The organism is Pantoea sp. C1E2 (assembly GCF_056491465.1).
On sequence record NZ_JBSZHT010000002.1, the window covers coordinates 2951933 to 2971861 of the forward strand.

General features: G+C 53.4%; 15 protein-coding genes and 1 pseudogene. 3 read left to right on the top strand and 13 right to left on the bottom strand.

From position 1 onward, the window contains the following. Positions 1 to 8: 8 nt before the first annotated feature. The 7 genes from ACXI0A_RS14210 to fusA form a co-directional block, all read right to left on the bottom strand. A complete protein-coding gene (locus tag ACXI0A_RS14210) occupies positions 9 to 1613 on the bottom strand; it encodes a dipeptide ABC transporter ATP-binding protein (RefSeq protein WP_476148176.1) in 1605 nt (534 codons plus the stop codon). Further along, positions 1610 to 2443 carry an ABC transporter permease subunit gene (locus tag ACXI0A_RS14215; protein ID WP_476148174.1) on the bottom strand — a complete coding sequence of 278 codons (834 nt, stop codon included), beginning with the start codon at positions 2441 to 2443 and terminating at the stop codon, positions 1610 to 1612. Before ACXI0A_RS14215 ends, ACXI0A_RS14210 begins: the two co-directional genes overlap by 4 nt. Further along, positions 2440 to 3432 carry an ABC transporter permease subunit gene (locus ACXI0A_RS14220; protein WP_476151035.1) on the bottom strand — a complete coding sequence of 331 codons (993 nt, stop codon included), beginning with the start codon at positions 3430 to 3432 and terminating at the stop codon, positions 2440 to 2442. Before ACXI0A_RS14220 ends, ACXI0A_RS14215 begins: the two co-directional genes overlap by 4 nt. Before the next feature lie 13 nt (positions 3433 to 3445). Further along, positions 3446 to 5059 (bottom strand): ABC transporter substrate-binding protein, encoded by a 1614-nt coding sequence (locus ACXI0A_RS14225; RefSeq protein ID WP_476148173.1) that lies wholly within the window; start codon positions 5057 to 5059, stop codon positions 3446 to 3448. 29 nt (positions 5060 to 5088) lie between these two features. Further along, on the bottom strand, positions 5089 to 5604 hold the full coding sequence (locus ACXI0A_RS14230; RefSeq protein WP_476148171.1) for a GNAT family N-acetyltransferase: 516 nt from the start codon (positions 5602 to 5604) through the stop codon (positions 5089 to 5091). A 218-nt stretch (positions 5605 to 5822) separates the two neighbouring features. Beyond that, the gene (locus tag ACXI0A_RS14235) at positions 5823 to 7436 is read right to left on the bottom strand and encodes an ABC transporter substrate-binding protein (protein ID WP_476148169.1); all 1614 of its coding nucleotides are present in this window, start codon (positions 7434 to 7436) and stop codon (positions 5823 to 5825) included. A gap of 258 nt (positions 7437 to 7694) precedes the next feature. Then, positions 7695 to 9794, bottom strand: a complete 2100-nt coding sequence (gene fusA, locus ACXI0A_RS14240) for an elongation factor G (protein ID WP_476148167.1) — start codon at positions 9792 to 9794, stop codon at positions 7695 to 7697. 213 nt (positions 9795 to 10007) lie between these two features. Here fusA and ACXI0A_RS14245 point away from each other — a divergent pair, with 213 nt between their 5' ends. Then, complete coding sequence (locus tag ACXI0A_RS14245) at positions 10008 to 10928, top strand: 2-dehydropantoate 2-reductase (protein ID WP_476148166.1); 921 nt, start codon at positions 10008 to 10010, stop codon at positions 10926 to 10928. Between the two features lie 143 nt (positions 10929 to 11071). On the opposite strand, the gene ACXI0A_RS14250 is transcribed toward ACXI0A_RS14245, so the two are convergent. After that, entirely contained in the window at positions 11072 to 11839 is a 768-nt protein-coding gene (locus tag ACXI0A_RS14250; RefSeq protein ID WP_476148164.1) for an ElyC/SanA/YdcF family protein, read from the bottom strand. Between the two features lie 99 nt (positions 11840 to 11938). Here ACXI0A_RS14250 and ACXI0A_RS14255 point away from each other — a divergent pair, with 99 nt between their 5' ends. After that, positions 11939 to 13006 carry a LacI family DNA-binding transcriptional regulator gene (locus ACXI0A_RS14255; protein ID WP_476148162.1) on the top strand — a complete coding sequence of 356 codons (1068 nt, stop codon included), beginning with the start codon at positions 11939 to 11941 and terminating at the stop codon, positions 13004 to 13006. Between the two features lie 55 nt (positions 13007 to 13061). Here the strand turns inward: ACXI0A_RS14255 and tmaR are convergent, their stop codons facing one another. The 4 genes from tmaR to dacD all read right to left on the bottom strand — a co-directional run bounded on the left by tmaR (position 13062) and on the right by dacD (position 16477). Further along, complete coding sequence (tmaR, locus tag ACXI0A_RS14260) at positions 13062 to 13382, bottom strand: PTS system regulator TmaR (RefSeq protein ID WP_034824689.1); 321 nt, start codon at positions 13380 to 13382, stop codon at positions 13062 to 13064. 161 nt (positions 13383 to 13543) lie between these two features. Then, positions 13544 to 14602 (bottom strand): FUSC family protein, encoded by a 1059-nt coding sequence (locus ACXI0A_RS14265; RefSeq protein ID WP_224931383.1) that lies wholly within the window; start codon positions 14600 to 14602, stop codon positions 13544 to 13546. Between the two features lie 159 nt (positions 14603 to 14761). Beyond that, positions 14762 to 15226, bottom strand: a complete 465-nt coding sequence (locus ACXI0A_RS14270) for a GyrI-like domain-containing protein (RefSeq protein ID WP_476148160.1) — start codon at positions 15224 to 15226, stop codon at positions 14762 to 14764. An 84-nt stretch (positions 15227 to 15310) separates the two neighbouring features. Then, complete coding sequence (dacD, locus tag ACXI0A_RS14275) at positions 15311 to 16477, bottom strand: serine-type D-Ala-D-Ala carboxypeptidase DacD (RefSeq protein WP_476148159.1); 1167 nt, start codon at positions 16475 to 16477, stop codon at positions 15311 to 15313. Between the two features lie 1103 nt (positions 16478 to 17580). On the opposite strand from dacD, the gene ACXI0A_RS14280 reads away from it, so the two are divergent. Then, positions 17581 to 18582 (top strand): acyltransferase family protein, encoded by a 1002-nt coding sequence (locus tag ACXI0A_RS14280; protein ID WP_476148157.1) that lies wholly within the window; start codon positions 17581 to 17583, stop codon positions 18580 to 18582. A 364-nt stretch (positions 18583 to 18946) separates the two neighbouring features. On the opposite strand, the pseudogene ACXI0A_RS14285 reads toward ACXI0A_RS14280, so the two are convergent. Further along, a pseudogene (locus tag ACXI0A_RS14285) lies at positions 18947 to 19641 on the bottom strand (IS3 family transposase); the annotation flags it as partial. Positions 19642 to 19929 lie beyond the last annotated feature (288 nt).

Sequence of the window (19929 nt, forward strand, 5' to 3'; positions counted from 1 at the left end):
TGCTCCTGTTAAGCGTGTGCGGGCTGCCAGTCGGGTATCACCGGCAACGCCTGAAGTAGTTTTTGTGTCCACGGATGCTGCGGTGCGGCAAATACCTGGGTTAGCGCGCCGCTCTCTACGATGTGGCCGTTTTGCATCACCAGCACGCGATCCGCCAGATGCTGGATCACGCCGAGATCGTGAGAAATAAACAGCAGTGCGGTGCCATGTTCGGCCTGCATCTCTGCCAGCAGATCCAGCACCTGCGCCTGCACCGAGACATCCAGCGCACTCACCGGCTCATCAGCCACCAGCAGTGCCGGATTCGGCGCAAAGGCGCGCGCAATTGCGACACGTTGTCGCTGCCCGCCGGAGAGTTGTTGCGGGTAGCGCTGCAGGAAGCGGTCACCAAGCTGCACTTCATCCAGCAACTGGCGCACGCGCTGACGTCGTGCATCGCCATAGATACCGACGCTGTCGAGGCTCTCGCCGATAAGTTTCTCAACCGTGTAGCGTGGATCGAACGAGCTAAACGGGTCCTGCGCGATCAGCTGCAGCCGGGCACGGCGTGCGCGACGCGCCTTCTCTGGCAAGCGATCCCAGCGTTCGCCTTCCAGTTGCAGCGTGCCGCTGTCGGGTTCGGTTAAGCCCATCACCACTTTCACCAGCGAGGTTTTGCCCGAGCCGGATTCGCCGACCACCCCCAGGGTTTCTCCGGCGTGCAGGGTGAAATTAATATTGTTGAGCACCTGACGGTCGCCGTAGGCTTTATTCAGGTTGATGCCCTCCAGCAGCGGTGTTTTGCCTGGTTTGGGTCGCGGCGGCAACGGTGTGGGTTCGGTAGCACTTAAGCGCAGCCCGCGCGTGGCGGGGGTTGGCACCGCGCGTAGCAGGCGCTGTGTCCAGGCATGTTGTGGGCGATTGAGCAGCGGCCCGCTCGCGCCCTGCTCCACCACTTCGCCATCACGCATTACCAGCACGCGATCTGCCAGCTCCGCCACCACTGCCAGATCGTGACTGATCAGCAGTAAGCCATGCCCGTCACGGCGGCGCTGAGCCAGCAGTTGCAGGATCTGGCGCTGCACGGTCATATCCAGTGCGGTTGTCGGCTCATCGGCAATCAATAACGTTGGACTGCCCGCCAGCGCGGTGGCAATCAGCGCACGCTGGCGTTGGCCGCCGGAGAGCTGGTGCGGATAACGCGCCAGGCGACTCTCAGCATCATGAATACCTGCCGCTTTTAGCAGAGCCAGGCTCTTTTCCTCAATCGCATCACGATGTCCTGCGGCATTGAGCGCATCGCTGAGTTGCTGCCCAATACGGCGTAAAGGATCGAGGGAGACCAGCGCATCCTGCAACACATAGCCGATGCGACGCCCGCGCAGCGCTTGCCAGTCATGACCCGTAGCCTGACGCATATCACGGCCATCAATGGTGAAACGATCGGCGATCAGCACCGCGCCGTCGGGCAGTAAACCCAGCAAACTGCGGGCGGTCAGGGTTTTACCCGAACCAGACTCACCGACTAACGCCACTGACTCACCCGGCCAAACCTGTAAGTTGAGGTTTTTCACCACCTGCTGTGGACCAAAGCGGATGCTGAGATTTTGAATATCGATAAAGGGTTGGCTCATGCGCTTCTTCCTTCAAAACGGGCCTGCCAGTGGCGGCCTAACGTATTCACCGCAATCACGGTCAGGGTAATAAACACGCCGGGCCACACCGCGATCCACCAGGCGTTACGCAGATAGTTACGCCCTTCCGCCAGCATCAGGCCCCATTCGGCGGTCGGCGGTTGCGGTCCCATGCCGAGGAAGCTCAAACCGGCGGTGCCGATAATGGCAGTACCCAAGCCGAGCGTGGCTAAAGCGGGCACCTGGGCGATGGCGTGCGGCAGAATATGGCGGGTGATTAACGTGAAGCGTGACAAGCCAAAGGTGCGCGCCTGCTCAACGTAGCCGGAGGTCATTACGGTGTAGGTTTGCGCACGCACCACGCGGGCGAAGCGCGGCACGGAGGCCACACCGAGTGCGATAATCAGGTTATTGGTGCCGGGCCCGGTAAACGCGATCAGCATCAGTGCCAGCAGCAGATCCGGGAAGGCGGAGATCACATCCACCGCGCGGCTCAGCAGCTCATCGATCACGCCACGTGCCAGCGCGGCAGCCAGACCTAACAACGTGCCAAACAGCACCGCCAGCGCCATCGCGGCTACGCTGATCAACAGCGAGTAGCGGCTGCCGTAAATCACACGCGTCAGCAAATCGCGCCCCAGCTGGTCGGTGCCGAGCCAGTGGGCAGCAGAAGGTGCCAGCTGCGCGTTAACCGGATCGGCGAGCAGCGGATCGTTATGGGTCAGCACGCCTGGGGCGATAACCGCGATGGCCAACAGCACCAGATAGGCTATCGCCAGCCACACGGCAGTGGGCAGTGATGAGGGAAGACGTTGCAATATCGTAATCATGATTTGTTCTCCCCACGCAGACGCGGATCGATCCACAGCGACAAAATATCGACCAGCGTACTCATCACCACGTAGATCAGTGCCGAGAGAATCGCCACCGCCAGCACCACCGGCAGATCTTTGGCCAGCACTGCATCGACGGTGAGTTTGCCGAGGCCAGGGCGACCAAATACCTGTTCAGTGATCACCGCACCACTCAGCAATCCACCCACCAGCCAGCCGGTTAGGGTCACAGCGGGGAGCGCCGCATGCCGCAAGGCGTGGCGTAAACGAATGGTGGTTTCGCCCACGCCCCAGGCACGCAGCGTCAGTGTGAACGGTGCTTCCAGCGCACGCTCCAGCTCACGACGCAGCAACTGCGCCATCACCGCCCCTTGTGCCAGGCCCAGCGCCAGTGCCGGTAACACCAGCGCTGAAAACGACCGGTCGCCCGCCACTGGGAACCAGCGCAGCGTGAAGCTAAAAATAAACAGCAGCACAATGCCCATCCAGAATGACGGCGTAGAAGCCAGCAGCAGTTCAACGCTGTTGGCCACTCGACGCCCAACGCGACGATGGGCCGTTGCAACAGCCATCACCACCGCAAACAGGATGCTTACCAGCAGAGCCGCCAACGTTAACTTGATGGTTGGCCACAGCTGCGTGGCCAGCAGATGGCTCACTTCGGTGTTGAGCATGTATGAGCGACCAAAGTCGCCATGTAGCACGCGCCAGATGTAGTGCAGGTACTGCCACCACAGTGGCTCATTCAAGCCCCACTCGGCGCGGATCGCTGCTTCAATAGCGGGTGTCCGCAGCTGTTCACCGATCAGCAGACTGACGATATCGCCGGGTGCCAGATGCACACCGAGAAAAGCCAGCGATACTGCGGCCCACAGCACCAGCACGCCGCCCAGCAGGCGGCCGACAATGCGGCGCGACAGCTCACTGCGCCAGACAGCAGGCCTAGGCGGTCGCGGGGTGCGGGTTACGATGCTTTCCAGACTCATCTTCGCCTCCTGGTTAATGGTCACTGAGCCAGATGTCATACGCGTTCTCCGGCATCTGCTTGTAGCTGCGGAAACCCGCGCCATGCACATAGCTGGCGGCGGCAATTTGGTCTTCCGGTTCATATAACGGAATCGCCAGCGCCTGCTCGACTAAGGCGTAGTGCTGAAGCTGGCTGTAGAATTTACGGCGCTGGTTGATATCCAGCGTGGTGGCGGCCTGATCGAGCAAGCCGTTGATTTCCGGGCTGTTGACGCGGCTGTAGTTGATTGCGCCACCGGCTTTCACCGGACGGTAGTGGTTCTCGATGTCGATGCCGTCGGTTTCAGTATTCGAGTTAGCAATCGAGCCAAAGTGACCGCTGTTGCGCACGTCGGCATAGGTGCCGGAATCGACATAGCGCAGTTTGATCTCCACGCCGAGACGCTGGCGCGCCTGGGCTTGCACCGCCTGTAACAGCACATCGCGTTGGTCGCGTACCGTGGCCTGCGCCTGAATCACTTCAATGCTCAGTCGCTGGCCGTCTTTGCTGCGAAAGCCTTCTGCGTCACGCGTTTTCCATCCGGCTTGATCCAGCAGTTTGTTCGCCGCCGTCGGGTTATTGCCGTACTGGCCTTCCAAATCATTGTTGTAGAGCGGATCGACCGGTGAGGTGATGCCCCATGCGCGGGTGCGTTCGCCCCGATACACCGATTCCAATAGCGGATCAATGTCCAGCCCTTGCAACAGCGCCTGACGCACCTTCACATCTTGCGTTGGGCCATATTCCACGTTGAGGAACAACGAATAAGGCGTGCCGGTATTCAGCGCGTGTTGATAGGTAAAATCTGCGCTGTCTTTAAACTCGCTGGCATCATTGCCGGAGATCCCCTCAATCACATCCAGCTGGCCGGAGAGCAGCGCGCCGGTGCGCACCGAGGATTCCGGCAGGAAGCGATAGGTCACCCGCTCCAGATACGCCGGGCCTTGATGATGTGCGGTAGCGGGTGCCCAGTGGTAATGCGGATTGCGCACCAGTGTTAGCTGCTGGCCCTTTTCGTAGCTTTCGATGATGAAAGGGCCAGTGCCCGCGATCTCTTTACCACCCGCTTTGAGTTGCGGTGAGTGCCAGCTGGCGGGAGCCAGAATCTGCAGCTTTGCAGCAAACGACAGGAATGGCGCATAGCCCTGTTTTAAGGTGATCACCACAGTGTCGTTATCGGGTGTTTCAACGCTGGCAATGCGTGCGCTCAGGGCACAGATACTGGTTCCCGCGCAATATTTCGGGTCCTGCACCTGGCGGAAGTTCTCCGCCACCGCGTTGGCATCCAGTTTCTCACCGTTCGAGAAGGTGACATCGCGACGCAGCGTAAAGCGATAAACTTTGCCGTCCGGGCTGACTTCGTAACCCGTCGCCAGCCAAGGCACGAAGCTGCCATCGGTGCGACGTGCCAGCAGGGATTCCCACACATTGCGCAGCGTGACCTCTGCCTTAGACTGCCCGTTAAGCTGTGGGTTTAACGGTGCCGGTTCTGTCTCCACACCATAGGTCAGTGACCCGCCGCTGCGCGGGGATTCTGCGCCAGGCGTGGCCGAGGTGTTCAGCAGGCACGCCAGCCCCAGCGCCAGCGTGATCGAATTCGCTTTCATAAAGTCCCTGTTGTTTTTGGAAGGGTGAGTCAGGCAATTTTGGCAATCGGCTGCGAGTGGAATTCCTTTTTCAGGAACACCAGCGCTTCGCCCAACGCATTGGTACGGTGATAAAAAGGCTGATAGCCGCGACGCAAATAAAGCTCGCTCAACCAGGGATGTTTGGTGGCGGTTGCCAGATAGACGCCCGGCGCTTTAAGCGTCTCTTTCAACAGGGTGTCTTCGGCATAGCTAATGATTTCACGGCCATAGCCCTGCCCTTTGTAATCGGGATCCACGGCAAACCAGTGGATAAATGGCAGCGATGAGGGCGCATCAGTTTCCTGCTGCCACGGAAAGCGCACCGTGACCGTTGCAACAGCGCGCTTCCATTTGCGCAGCACCAGCACCGTTTCCTGTTCAATGACGCGGCGTACCTGCTCGACGTTGCCCTGCGAAATGGTGAAATGCACATCCAGCGCCACCAGCGAGGCATACGCACGCTGTAACAGGGCAAATATCTCTTCGGCATCGTCGGGTTTGGCGATTTGGATGGATTGGCTCATGTTCGGGTTTCCTGAATTTATCTTCAGGGAATTATTGAAATCCGGGGAATTAAAGTAAAACGAGAATAGTGGCAATGGATTTGTTAATTGTGGGAAATAACAGAATCATTTTATTCGGCACATAGCATAGCGGCAAAATTTATCGCGCGCCCATGAGCAATAAAGTTGCTTCTCATGCACGCGCAATAAATCATGCCGCTACAAATATTTTTTACAGATTAGTGTTTGCTTAACCATACATCGTAAACACTTTCCGGCATCTGTTTATAACTGCGGAAGCCGTAATCGTGCACGTAGCTGGCGGTGGCGAGCTGATCTTCTGGTTCGTACAACGGAACCGCTAAGGCCAACTGAAGCAGTGCACGCTGCTGCAACTCGCTGTAATACTGACGGCGTTGCTGCAAATCGAGCGTGGCAGCGGCCTTATCCAGCTGTGCATTAAGGCCAGCATCGTTAACACGGCTGTAGTTAATCGCGCCGCCCTGAGCGATGGGTCGATAGTGGTTCTCAATATCTACGCCATCGGTCGGCGTATTGGAGTTGGCGATGGTGCCGAATTTGCCGCTTTTGCGCACATCCGCATAGGTGCCGGAATCCACATAGTTAAGCTTTAGATCGATGCCCAAACGCTGGCGCGCCTGTGCCTGAATGGCCTGCAACAACACGTCGCGCTGGTCACGCACCGTGGCCTGCGCCTGAATCAACTCAATGCGCAGCCGCTCGCCATTTTTGCTGCGGAAGCCTTCGCTATCACGGGTTTGCCAGCCTGCTTCATCCAGCAGTTTGTTGGCGGCATCCGGGTTATGACCGTATTTTCCTTCCAGCTCGTTGTTGTAGAGCGGATCAATCGGTGAGGTAATGCCCCACGCGCGCGTACGCTCACCGCGATACACTGATTTCAAAAGCGGGTCGATCTCCAGCCCCTGCAACAGCGCCTGGCGCACTTTCACATCCTGCGTGGGACCATACTCGACGTTGAGGAACAGTGAGTACGGCGTACCGGTATTCAGCGCGTGCTGGTAGGTGAAATCACTGTTGTCCTTGAACTCACCGGCATCATTGCCCGAGATCCCTTCAATGGCATCCACCTGACCGGATAGCAGCGCCCCGGTACGCACCGAGGATTCCGGCAGGAAGCGATAGGTGACGCGGTCAAGATAGGCTGGCCCCTGATGCTTCGCGGTGGCAGGCGCCCAGTTGTACTTCGGGTTCCTGACGTAAGTGACCTGCTGGCCCTTCTCGTAGCTTTGCAGAATAAACGGGCCGGTGCCGGCAATCTCTGTACCGCCCGATTTCAGCTGCGATGACTTCCAGCTGGAGGGGGAGAGAATTTGCAGCCCCGCCGCGAATGAGAGGAACGGCGAATAGACCTCTTTTAGCGTAATCACTAACGTGTGATCGTCTGGCGTTTCAATCTTGTCGATGTGTGAACCCATCAGGCACAGGCTGGTGCCGGCGCAGTATTGCGCCACCTGAGTCTGGCGGAAGTTTTCGGCCACTGCGTTGGCATCAAATTTTTCGCCATTGGAGAAGGTGACATCGCGACGCAGGTTGAAACGCAAGGTTTTGCCATCCTCGCTGACCTGATAACTTTCGGCCAGCCAGGGCACAAAGCTGCCGTCCGGACGGCGTGCCAGCAGCGATTCCCAGAAGTTACGCAAGGTGATTTCGGCTTTGTCCTGGCCGTTCAGTTGCGGGTTAAAAGTGGTGGGTTCGGTTTCGACGCCCACCGTTAAGCTGCCGCCCGTGACCGGTTTGTCGGCGGCAACAGCGTGAAACGCACCGCCAAGCAAACTTAAGCCCAGCGCCAGAGAAATCGCGTTAATTTTCATATTATCCTTGGTGATAGCAGGTGTTATTTTAATCAGCCCGAATTCCGGCCTGTTTTTAATTTCCGCTAAATTATTAAAATCCGGATAAATAAATGTAAAACGACAATAGTGGCAAAGGTCGTGAAGAAATGATTTAAGACGGGAAATATATTAATCGCGCCACCCTTTATGGCGGCATGCCGCACTCCGCATTAATGCGAATATGACGAATGGATAGATGAAATGGTATTAAGTGGCGGCATCCTTGCCGCCCCATCATTACTCGGCGCGTGACGCAATAATGGCTTCGGCCACATTGCGTGGCGCTTCAGCGTAATGCGCAAACTCCATGCTATAGATCGCACGGCCTTGAGACATGGATCGCAGCGTGGTGGCGTAACCAAACATCTCTGACAACGGCACTTCAGCGCGAATGATGCGTGCACCAAAGCGCTCATCCATGCCCTGCAGCGAACCACGACGTGAGGACAGATCGCCCATCACACCACCGGCATACTCCTCTGGCGTCTCCACTTCCACCTGCATCACCGGCTCAAGGATCACCGGGTCAGCCTGTTTCGCGGCGGCTTTGAAGCCAAAAATCGCTGCCATACGGAAAGCCATCTCCGACGAATCGACGTCATGATACGAACCGAAGGTCAGTGTGGCTTTCAGATCCACCACCGGATAACCCGCCAGCACACCGCTGTTCAGCGCCTCACGAATCCCCTTCTCAACTGAAGGAATAAACTCGCGCGGCACCACACCGCCCTTGGTGGCATCTTCAAAGGCAAAACCGGCACCTGCCGCCTGCGGTTCGAGCGTCAGCACCACATGACCATACTGACCTTTACCACCCGACTGGCGCACAAACTTGCCCTCCACATCGCGCACCGTTTTGCGGATGGTTTCGCGATAGGTCACCTGCGGACGTCCGATATTGGCTTCGACGCCGAATTCACGCTTCATGCGATCAACGATGATTTCCAGATGCAACTCGCCCATGCCGGAGATAATCGTCTGGCCTGACTCCTCATCGGTGTGCAGGCGGAACGACGGATCTTCCGCCGCCAGACGCTGCAGCGCCAGCCCCATTTTCTCCTGATCCGCCTTGGTTTTCGGCTCAATCGACAGCGAGATTACCGGGTCCGGGAACTCCATGCGTTCCAGCGTGATCACTGCGTTCGGATCGCACAGCGTTTCACCGGTCGTGACCTCTTTTAAGCCGACACAGGCGGCAATATCACCCGCACGAATCTCTTCGATTTCGATGCGATCGTTGGCCTGCATCTGCACGATACGCCCGATGCGCTCCTTGCGCCCTTTCACCGCATTCCACACGCTGTCGCCTTTGCGCAGCACGCCGGAGTAGACGCGGACGAAGGTCAGTTGACCGACGTAAGGATCGCTCATCAGCTTGAATGCCAGCGCCGAGAACGGCTCATCGTCATCCGCATGACGTTCGTCGTGCTCGCCCTTTTCATTCACGCCTGAAACCGCTGGGACATCCCGTGGTGACGGCATCAACTCAATCACCGCATCAAGCATGCGCTGTACGCCTTTGTTTTTAAACGCACTGCCGCACAGCATCGGCTGGATCTCGCCACTCAAAGTGCGTTGACGCAATCCGGCGATCACCTCTTCTTCGCTCAGGTCGCCCTGCTCCAGATAGCGATCCATCAGCGCTTCACTGGCTTCGGCCGCAGCGGCCACCATGTTTTCACGCCACTCAGCGGCCAGCGCCTGCAGCTCCTCGGGGATTGGTGCATAGCTGAACGTCATGCCCTGGCTGGCCTCATCCCAGTAGATGGCGCGCATCTTGTTGAGATCCACTACGCCTGCGAAATGCTCTTCCGCACCAATCGGAATCACGATCGGGACCGGATTGGCATGCAGACGATCTTTCATCATCTGCACCACGCGGAAGAAGTCCGCACCCTGGCGGTCCATCTTGTTAACGAAGGCAATGCGTGGTACGTGATACTTGTTGGCCTGACGCCACACGGTTTCCGACTGTGGCTGAACGCCACCGACCGCGTCATACACCATCACTGCGCCATCCAGCACACGCATGGATCGCTCCACTTCGATGGTGAAATCGACGTGTCCGGGGGTATCAATGATATTGATGCGGTGTGGCGTGAAGCTGCCATCCATGCCTGGCCAGAAGCAGCTCACTGCCGCCGAGGTAATGGTAATGCCGCGCTCCTGCTCCTGCGCCATCCAGTCTGTGGTTGCCGCGCCATCGTGCACTTCACCCAACTTGTGGCTCATCCCGGTGTAAAACAGGATGCGCTCGGTCGTGGTGGTTTTGCCGGCATCGATGTGCGCGGAGATGCCGATATTGCGATAACGTTCGATAGGTAGGGGTCGGGGCATGATGCGTCCTTAGTCTGTTCGACTGGATAAATGGGCGAGCACCATTGCCCGCCGCTGCGCAACAGCATAGACCTATTGTACGAATAAACACGAACAGTTTGAGCCTTTTTTAGCCATCGGAAAAATCTTGTGACGGTTTCAGCATTTACGGGCTGGCAAGCTCAGCCCTTCCCGATTTATGGTAAGGCTTCACTCTCAAAGGGAAATCTAACCATGCGCATTCTGGTTGTCGGCGCCGGTGCCACCGGCGGGTATTTCGGTGCACGTCTGGCGCAAGCAGGACGTGATGTGACATTTCTGGTGCGCGAGCGCCGTTTTCAACAGCTGCAACAAAACGGCTTAGTGCTGAAGACGCCGGGCGGCACGGAAGTGATTCAGCCGCAGCTGGCGCAAACCGGCAAGCTTACCGGCCAGTTTGATCTGATTATCCTGACGGTGAAAAGCTTCGGTCTGGATCAGGCGATAGAGGATATTGCACCCGCCGTCGGGCCAGAAACGCTGATCATGCCGATCCTTAACGGCATGCGCCATATCGATACGCTGCGCGCACACTTTGGCGACAAGGTGATTGGCGGCCTGTGCAAAATCAACGCCACGCTGGGTGAGCAAGGTGAAGTAGTGCAGATGACGCCGCTGCATATTCTCTACTACGGTGCGCTGGATGGGCATAATGATGCACGTCTGCAACGTGTCGATGAGACGCTGAACGTGGCACAGTTCGACAGCGTTTTTGCTGACAACATCATCAGCGAGCTGTGGGAAAAATGGCTGCTGCTGAGCACGTTGGGTGCGGTGTGCTGCATCGCGCGGGGTAATACCCAGCAGGTGTTGCGATCTCAGGGCGGTGAAGCGTTGTTGCAGGGGATTTTTGCTGAAGTGCTGTCAGTGATCGGTGCCGATGGTTATAAAGAACGTCCAGCGGTGACCGCCAAGATTTATGAGACGCTGAATAATCCGCAGGTAGCGATGACGTCGTCAATGTATCGCGATTTAACCCAGGGTTATGAGATTGAAGCGGACCAGGTCATCGGTGATTTACTGGTGCGCGGCGCGCGCAATGGAGTGAACACCCCATTGCTGAATGCGGTGTATGTGAATCTGCAAGTGTATTTGCAGAATCGCAGCGCACAATAGCGTCATTTGAACCTCTGCGGATTTTTGCCAGGTGCGCATAAATGCGCACCCTACGGGAATTGTAGGGTCACCATTTATGGTGACCTGGTGCTCTAAGCCAGAGGTACAATCCCCGTAGGGTCACCCTTTATGGTGACCTGGGTTCAAAGACGCGACTGCACACCTGGCAGCTGCATCAATCGCTGCCAGCCGGTTTCCACCTCATCCGGGATATCAACATGCCCAAGGAAGCCTTTACCTCGCGGGCCATAGCCGTTTTCATCATCGCGCAGGCGCTGGATCTCGCCCATTAGCAGCGACAGAAAACGCTCCATCGACCATAATCCCTGCGGCGGCGCGCCGATAATGCGCAGCATGCCGGCATCCATCATCACCTGCGGGACGAACACCGGCCAGCTGATAAATTCGGGGGCGTCGGCACGGTCGCGCCACTGGTGGCGGAACGTTTCCCAGGTGCGGCGCTGCATCAGTGGGTCCTGCACCAGCAGCACATGCTGCGGCTGCCACTTCTGCTCATCCAGCAGTTTTTGACTGAAGGCGGCATTTTCACCACAGTTGCGTGAGGCGGTTTCCAGCAGCAGCTGATCGTCTGGCAGTGCAGCAAACACCTTCGCCATGTCGCCCAGCAACTCTGCTTCGCTTTTGCCTTGAGTAGGAATCTGACGATAGAGCGGATGATTAGCGATCATCTCCGCCAGTAGCACTGTGGAATGGCCGATACCGCCGCTGATCAACAGTGGCAGTTGATACTTCTTCGCCAGCGCAATCACGCCTTCAACATTAGGCAGTACCGCGTGACCGGCAAGAATCGCCAAATCAACCTCCAGCGTGCCGTCCGCCGGCATATGGTCAAGCGCCAGCCAGGCCGCAAGCGTATTGATATCCTGAATCTGTTGGCTATTGAGCTGCATCGCGTTCTCCTCGCATTAACACTGGCAGTGTAGCGGCTTAACTCCGCGACAGTAGAGAAAAATTTGCTACACTCGCCGCTATCAGATTCAGGAGAGTTTATGACAGCGCGTTCCGTTACCCTCGATGATGTCGCCGAACTGGCGGGGGTTTCCTATCAGACCGTTTCCCGTGTGCTCAACCATTCCGTGCAGGTCTCGCCGCGCACGCGCGCCAAAGTCGAAGCCGCGATGCAGCAGCTTAACTATGTGCCTAACCGCGTGGCACAACAGCTGGCCGGTAAAGCCACGCGCACGCTCGGGCTGGCCACCAGCGATCTGGCACTGATGGCGCCCGCACAGATCGCTTCGGCGATTCATGAACGTGCCGCTGCACAGGGTTATCATCTGGTGATCGCCATGGCGAACGCGACCGAAAACGCCCAGGATACGGTGAATGAATTGCTGGCGCAGCGCGTGGATGCGCTGCTGATCAACCTGCCGCTCGATGCCGAACAGGCGGCGCAGGTACAGCAGCAATGCGGCACCAAGCCAGTGCTGTTTCTGGATGTTGAACAGCATGCCGCTGTCGCCCAATGCCAGTATCAGAGTGAATCGGGGGCGCAGCAGGCGGTGGAGCATCTTGTCGCGCTGGGCCACCAGCAGATTGGCGTGCTGAATGGGCCTGAAAGTTCGGCGTCGGCGCGGGCACGCTTTACCGCATGGCAGCAGGCATTGGCATCGCATCAGCTGCAGCCAATATGCGTACTGCACGGCGACTGGAGTGCGGCATCCGGCTATCAGGCATTATTGCAGCTGTTGCCCGATCGCTTACCGCAGGCACTGTTGGTGGCGAACGATCAGATGGCGCTCGGTGCAATGCGGGCACTGCATCAACATGGCGTGAAGATCCCCGGCGAGATGTCGATTATCGGCTACGACGACACCGCCGAAAGCGCGTGGTATCAGCCGCCGCTGACCACTGTGCGTCAGGATTTGCAACAGTTGGGTGCGGTAAGCGTGGATCGCTTGCTGGCAGAGTTAGCAGGGGAAGCGGTGCAGCCCATGCCGCTGAAAACTGAATTGGTATTGCGCGAGACCACCGCCAAGCCGATGCAGGAGGGTGTAGATATGGCGGAAATTGCCGGGCAGTTGCAGGCATTAGCGCGGGCATTAAAAAAGTCGCCATAAATGGCGACTCTACAGGCAGAAAGCGTGAGGTGCGCTTTGATGCGCACCTGGAAAATCACTGTGGCTTTGGCTCGCCCATCGCTTTCAACTTCTTCGACAGCTCGCGACGCTCTTTAGAGAGATCAGCGTTTTTGATGATGTACTCATCAACGCGATCTTCATAGTCCACACGCATTGACGCAATAATTTCCTGGATCGCTTCAACGCTCATGCCTGGTTTGATGTATTCACTCAGGTTGTCCAGCAGCAACACACGTTTCTGGTTATCACGGACTTTCTTCTCGTTATCCACGATTTCGCGCTGCAGTTTGTTTTTACGACGAAACATACGCACAAACTCCAGAACGTCCTGAAACGATTGCTTGGCATTTTCCATGTTGGCACCTTTCTTTGAGCCTGCCGCGGCAGGCGGAATAGTCATGAGCTACAGCTTAGCGGCTGACTTAATGTGAAAGCAATTTTCACAGCTAAATTCGGACTGGCACTTATCTTAGCGCAAAGAAAGGGTGATTCACATTAAGTCATTGCCGGAGAAAACTATTTGCGCAATGCCAGTCGTACCAGGTCCGTTATACGCTCCAGTTGTCGCGCCTGTTCCAGACTCAGCCATACGTAGCCGTAGATCGCCGTGGTCTCTAAGCGCCCGCTGCGATTGGCCATCAACTGCTCCAGTTCCTGCGTGATCTCTTCCAGTTCATGACTGTTGGCGATCACTTGCTCCGTCTCCCCTTTCACCATCAACGTGGCCAGCGCATTCAGGGTATCTTCCGTCATCTTCTGACTGCGACGCAGCGTCGGCGCGTTCAACAGCAGCAGGTGGCTCTCACGTGATGACCACCATGCATCAATTTGCATCTGCATGGTGTTAACCATATTACGGTTGATGGTCTGAATCGCTTCAAACACCGATTTCGGAATGCGCGTCTCTTTGCTGGCTGGTTCCAGCAGCGCGCGCATTTTGATCACGCTGGAGAGCTGTTTCTGGAAAGTTTTATTGAGTCGCGGTTTTTCCAGCAGGTTAGCGGAGAATCCAGTGTGATGCAGTTTCGCCATCGCCAGAAACGAATCTGACAGCTGAATTCGCCAGTGCGTGAAGGCTCGCTGCGCCAGAATCGCACTGAACAGCAGCGCCATGATCGACCCAAGGATCACATCACCGCCGCGCCACAGCGCCACGGTGAAATCACCAGCCGGAGCACCCACCACCACGCCGAGGGTAATACCAATCAGCAGCGCCATGTAAGGATGTTTGCCCAGCGTCAGGTAGCCGCAGATGATCATCACCACGAAGCACCACGACAGCATCATTGGCAGCGAAATCAGCTCCAGCTTCAGGGCGATCAATCCCGATGCCAGCCCGGCAAAGGTGCCGCTGATGCGCTGGATTACGCGAGGAAATACATTGCCCCAGGTCGAGATCGGCCCCATCACCACCACCAGCGTGATCAGCGGCCAGGTGCCTTCCGGAATATCCGTCAAACGCACAAACAAAAAACAGAGCACAAAGGCGATAGCGATGCGCACGCCGTGCACAGCGCGATAATGGCGGTAGAACCAGAACTCAATGGCAGAGATGGGTTTGTCGGCGCGTAACATGGTGGTCCGGAAACGATAAAAATTTGCGCGCTATGTTACCCTGGCGCGACACGAACATTGAGTGCTGCACAGCACTATTTCCGCTCTTTTTTTAAGATTCAACAAGTGCGTTACAACTTATTTTCGCTTATGAAACATCGAAGTAACGCACTGATGATATTAGTCGGCTGCACGTACCGGAATGTACATATCCACCAGCCAGTCACCGCTGTCAGAGCCGTCGGAAAGGTAGTGTTCAAAGCAGGGACGGTTATCCACCTGCCAGTCGGGTTTCGTCTTGAGATGGTCAAACAGGCTATGCCAGGCAGTGAAGAAATCGTTGTTCATCACTTCCATGCGTGCATGAAAATATTGCCCACCGGGTAGCAATCCTTGTTCGATGTCGTCGCCATATGAGGGCACAGCATCAGTTGGGGCAGTGATCACCGTTTCAACGCGCAGCTCTTCCGGCGGTATAACTTCTGGATTGCCGTAATAGATTGCGAGCCATTCGCCTTCGACGCCATGCTGTTCGACCCAGCTTTTCAGCTGGTTGAATCCGCGCGGCACCGTCTCTTGCCAGGGTCCCTGCAGATGATAGCCCAGCCAGCTTTGAGGATTACGCTCAACGATTGATGCTTTCATACCTTTGCCTCCGTTCAGCAGCAGAAAGCCCATTCTGGCCGCTCCCTTGATATCGGCAAGAGCGGCCATGCCATCCGCTGCGGATTACAGTTTCAGTTTTACGTAGTCACTGATACGCGTGATGATGCCGGCTTTATCCACGCCTTGTAGGGCATACAGCGGATAGCTCGCCAGCTGCTTGTCTTTGTCCATTACCTGGATTTCACCCACCTGCTCACCCGCTTTCAACGGCGCTTCCAGGTCTTTACGCTCAATCACATACTTCGCCATCACGTTTGACACTTCGGTACGCGGCAGCGACAGATAAATATCCTGGGTGGTGCCGACATCCACTTTATGCGGATTGCCGTACCAGACGTTCTCGGTGCCGATTTTCTTACCCGCATGGAACAGCTGCACGGTATCGAAGTTGTTCTGACCCCACACCAGCAGTTTACGCGCCTGCTCTTCACGCCCTTTCGAACTCTTGCCGCCCATGATCACCGCAATCAGGCGATGGCGACCCACCACATTCGACGCGATGATATTGAAGCCTGCTGATTCAGTATGGCCTGTTTTCATGCCATCAACGTGAAGGTTTTGATCCCATAACAAACCGTTACGGTTATTTTGGGTGATGCCGTTCCAGCTCAGGGTTTTCTCGGCGTACATGGCGTAAAAGTCCTGCTCACCGCTTATGATGGCGCGCGACAGCACCGCCAAATCGCGCGCAGTGGTGTGCTGACCCGGCGCATCCAGGCCGTGCACGGTTTCAAAGTGGGTGTGCGTCAGGCCAAGCTTCTGTACGTAGTTGTTCATCATATTGACGAAGCTGTCCTGGCTGCCTGCCACGTAGTCCGCTAACGCCACGCAGGCGTCGTTGCCGGAATCGATGATCACACCGCGCATCAGATCGCGCACCGTGACTTTATCACCCGGTTTAAGGAACATCAGCGAGGAGCCTTTGAACACCGGATTCCCCGCTGCCCAGGCATCTTTGCCTACGGTAACGTAGTCATCGCGGGTGATTTTTTTCTGATCGACCGCGCGATCGACCACATAGCCGGTCATCAGCTTGGTAAGACTCGCTGGGTTACGCTCTTCATCAGGATTACCTGCGGTGAGGATCTGGCCAGTGGTGGCGTCCATCAGCACCCATGAGGCCGCATCAATCGGCGGAGGCGTCATTGGGAATGGCATGCTGTCGTCAGCCTGTGCCAGCGATGCCCAAACAATCATTCCAGATACAGTTACCAGCAGACGCCTTTTCAACACTTCTTCCTCGAAATCAAAAAAATGAATTTACCGCCGCACGTTTTACGGCAATTAGCGTCTGGATAGTTGAATAAATTGAAAAAAAGTATGAATCGATTTGTATTTCGGCTCTTTGGTTTTCTCGCATATGAGCTATGCTAAGCTATGAGAAGTGTGTATAGTCTTTCGCATAGCAATTATTAATAACTTTAATCGTTAGCCTGAGGATTGCCTGACAACTTCCTAATAAGCAGTTAGTGATGACAGGTGTCACATAAATTATGTACGATAACCTTGAATGAACCGAAAGGAATTTGTTATGAATGTTTCACCTAGATTTGTAATTGTGCTTAATATCATCGTGATTCTGACGCTAGTGTATGGACTTAGTTGGTACCTCAATTGGTTTTAGACACATCGAGCCTTAATTTATTGGCCTTCTAAAAATATTTTTTATAAAATGAAACCTACAAATATTTCCAGATATTTCTTATCAATTCAGAACCTTCCCCCCACTAAATAAACATGCTCGAGAACGGGCTTCCTTTTGAAGGATATTTGGCCAAACCCATCATAGCCCGCCCCCAATCCAATGAAAAAAAAGATTTATTTCTTAGTTATTTTCAATTCCATTAGCTAATTATTGAGATGCGTGATATTAATTATTAATCCTACTTCATTCAGCCACATTTCAACCACCATTAAATAACAAAGCCCCTTCAAGCGTGATTATCACTTGAAATAAAATCAACAAATAACACACTTTGCATTAAAAATATCTATTACACTCTAAAACTTCACAATTATGAAATTACCCCTTAAAAAACAACCACTAATAAAATACTCAGCACCAACCTCAATATAATATCTAATTCACACCTCCAGAAAATCAAGATTCATTTGATAGCCAATATCCACACAGTGGTTATTTTTAATTAGCCCCAGGAATGCGAAGGGGGTTTTATGTTAAGATAAACTAAAGATTGAATTTAGTTGAATCAGATACTATTCAGCCGTAAGTTTTTTCTGATATAATCATAAGTGTCATACTGATTCATATGAGATGTACTTGCTGCATTTATAATATTGTTATTAACTACTTTTGAAGGCATTGAAAAATTATGGGGTACTTCAGATTTATTCTTGCCCTTGCTGTAAGTGCCAATCACCTTTGGATGATTGGTGGAATTGGCAGGTATGCAGTATTTTCATTTTATATCCTTAGTGGATTTCTTATGACAACAATTATCAAAAACAGATACGGTACAAATATTTCTGGATTAAAAAAATATGCAGCAAACAGATTACTGAGAATTTACCCGGTATATTTAATGGCACTTCTAATTTCACTATCAATCATCTTAATATTAGGCAGTACGGAAATAACTATGGTTGATAAAAACCTGTCCATTCCTAATGGCCCTCTCAATTGGTTTATGAATGTTACTTTAATAGGTTTGGATTTCAATGTATTAGAAAGAACAATTCCGCCTAGTTGGACTCTTTTCGTAGAAATATTTTATTATGCAATGATACCAATAGCCGTTAGGGCTGGAGGTAAATTTGTCATTACCTGGGTCGTTGCATCCCTATTTTACCATTTATATCTAATTATTATTCCCCATGGCGATATGTATGGATGGAATTCAAGATATGGCACGGTGATGGCCGGCTCACTAGGCTTTTCCATTGGATGCTTCTTGCAATACTACTCTATGGAGTGGATGAATAAGAGATTGGTTTTCATTTCTTCAATACTCGTCATTTTTGCATGTTATGGAATTACATCTTACTGGTTTTATATTGGCCCATCAAAATGGCAATTAGACATTATGTCGACTGCATTTTTCTATAGCAATATTTTTGCAAGTGCTATATTAATAATTAATCTATTTGAGATAAAACAGAGTAAGATTAGTAATCTTTTTGGGGATTTTTCATATTCTTTCTATTTGATGCACCTACCTATTGGATACCTAATATTCAAGACAACTAGTTTAGAGCCTCGCAAACTCCCTATTTTTGCCGTTAGTGTTATTATAACTTTATCATGCTGCTTTGCAATAAGGATTGCAGATAAAAAAATAAACAACATCCGCGAAAAAATCAAGTCAGGACTTTAATTCAAGTTTTGATTTTACTATTACTCTAATAACCTAACCTGTGAGTGCAAAAAGGAGATATTATACTATGTACAGTTATGGGTGTTCTTAGGATTTAACCCTTGCTGAAATAAACAACGTTAGATTAAATAGTCATCGCTGAACTTATAAAGCGTAGTCCGAAATGCGGACTTAACGTCTACTATTAGCCATAAGGCGCTTGAGATAATGGCGAAAATATGTACTGACCTGAATTAGCAGTAGAGGGGGGTATGAATTATCTCCGCTGAAATAAAATGAATGTAAAATTTTATCATCGCTAAAATAAAAATTTTTGGGAAAACAAGTCGAGGACAACAGCAAGATAAGCCCAGCGTTTGCCTCACCAGATATAATTGACATCGCCACACCAGATTTTGTTGGGTTCCGCTCCAGCAAACTGGCGATCAAGAGCGTTTGGGATAGCAACATGTTCCTGGCCTCCTCGCTTATATCTGAGCTTTGGTTGCTGACAACTGACTAAGCCTGCTTACTTCATCAGCCGCCGGACAAGCCAGCGTCCCATCCTGCGACCGCGGAGCGTTGCCATTACCGCAATGCTTCTGGTACCCGCCGAGCCGTGGCTGGCACTGTGTAGCTCCCGAACCAGACTGCGCAGTTGTACACGCTCAGCATCAGGTTCAGCAGGACGGCATCGCCAGTATTTAAAACTGCTGCGGTGGACTCCAAACACATGGCATAGCAGCGCCAAAGGTTAACGCGCCCTGAGTTCGCTGATTAGCTAGAACTGTTCAGGGAGTCTGACATCAACAGCGCGGTAGCCTTTTTTAAAATATCGTTCTCCATTTCAATGCGTTGAAGCTTTTTCTTTAATTCACGTATTTCAATTTGTTCAGGTGTGATAGGGGAGGCTTTAGATGTTTTACCCTGGCGTTCATCACGAAGCTGCTTTATCCAGCGCGTCATAGTGGAAAAGCCAACATCCATTGCTTTAGCGGCTTCAGCAACGGTGTAGTTCTGGTCGAGAACAAGCTGAGCGGATTCACGTTTGAACTCTGCACTAAAATTTCTTCTTTTCATTCGGACACCTGTGTTGTTCTGAGGTGAGCATATCACCTCTGTTCAGGTGGCCAAATTCAGTAAACCACTACAGAATATGGTTTACCATGTATGGAACGGAGTTTAGTGTCGCTCAAGGCCATAATAATTTTCTGTACGCAGCAAAAAGTGAGTTTGGTACCAACTGTGTACGCAATATTACATGGACAAAAGTGAACATCAATGGACAACTGTGAACATATACAGTAGTTTTAAGGCGGGAGATTAGAGGTTAATGCTTCTGTTTCAGTGGGTTAATGAACAGTAATG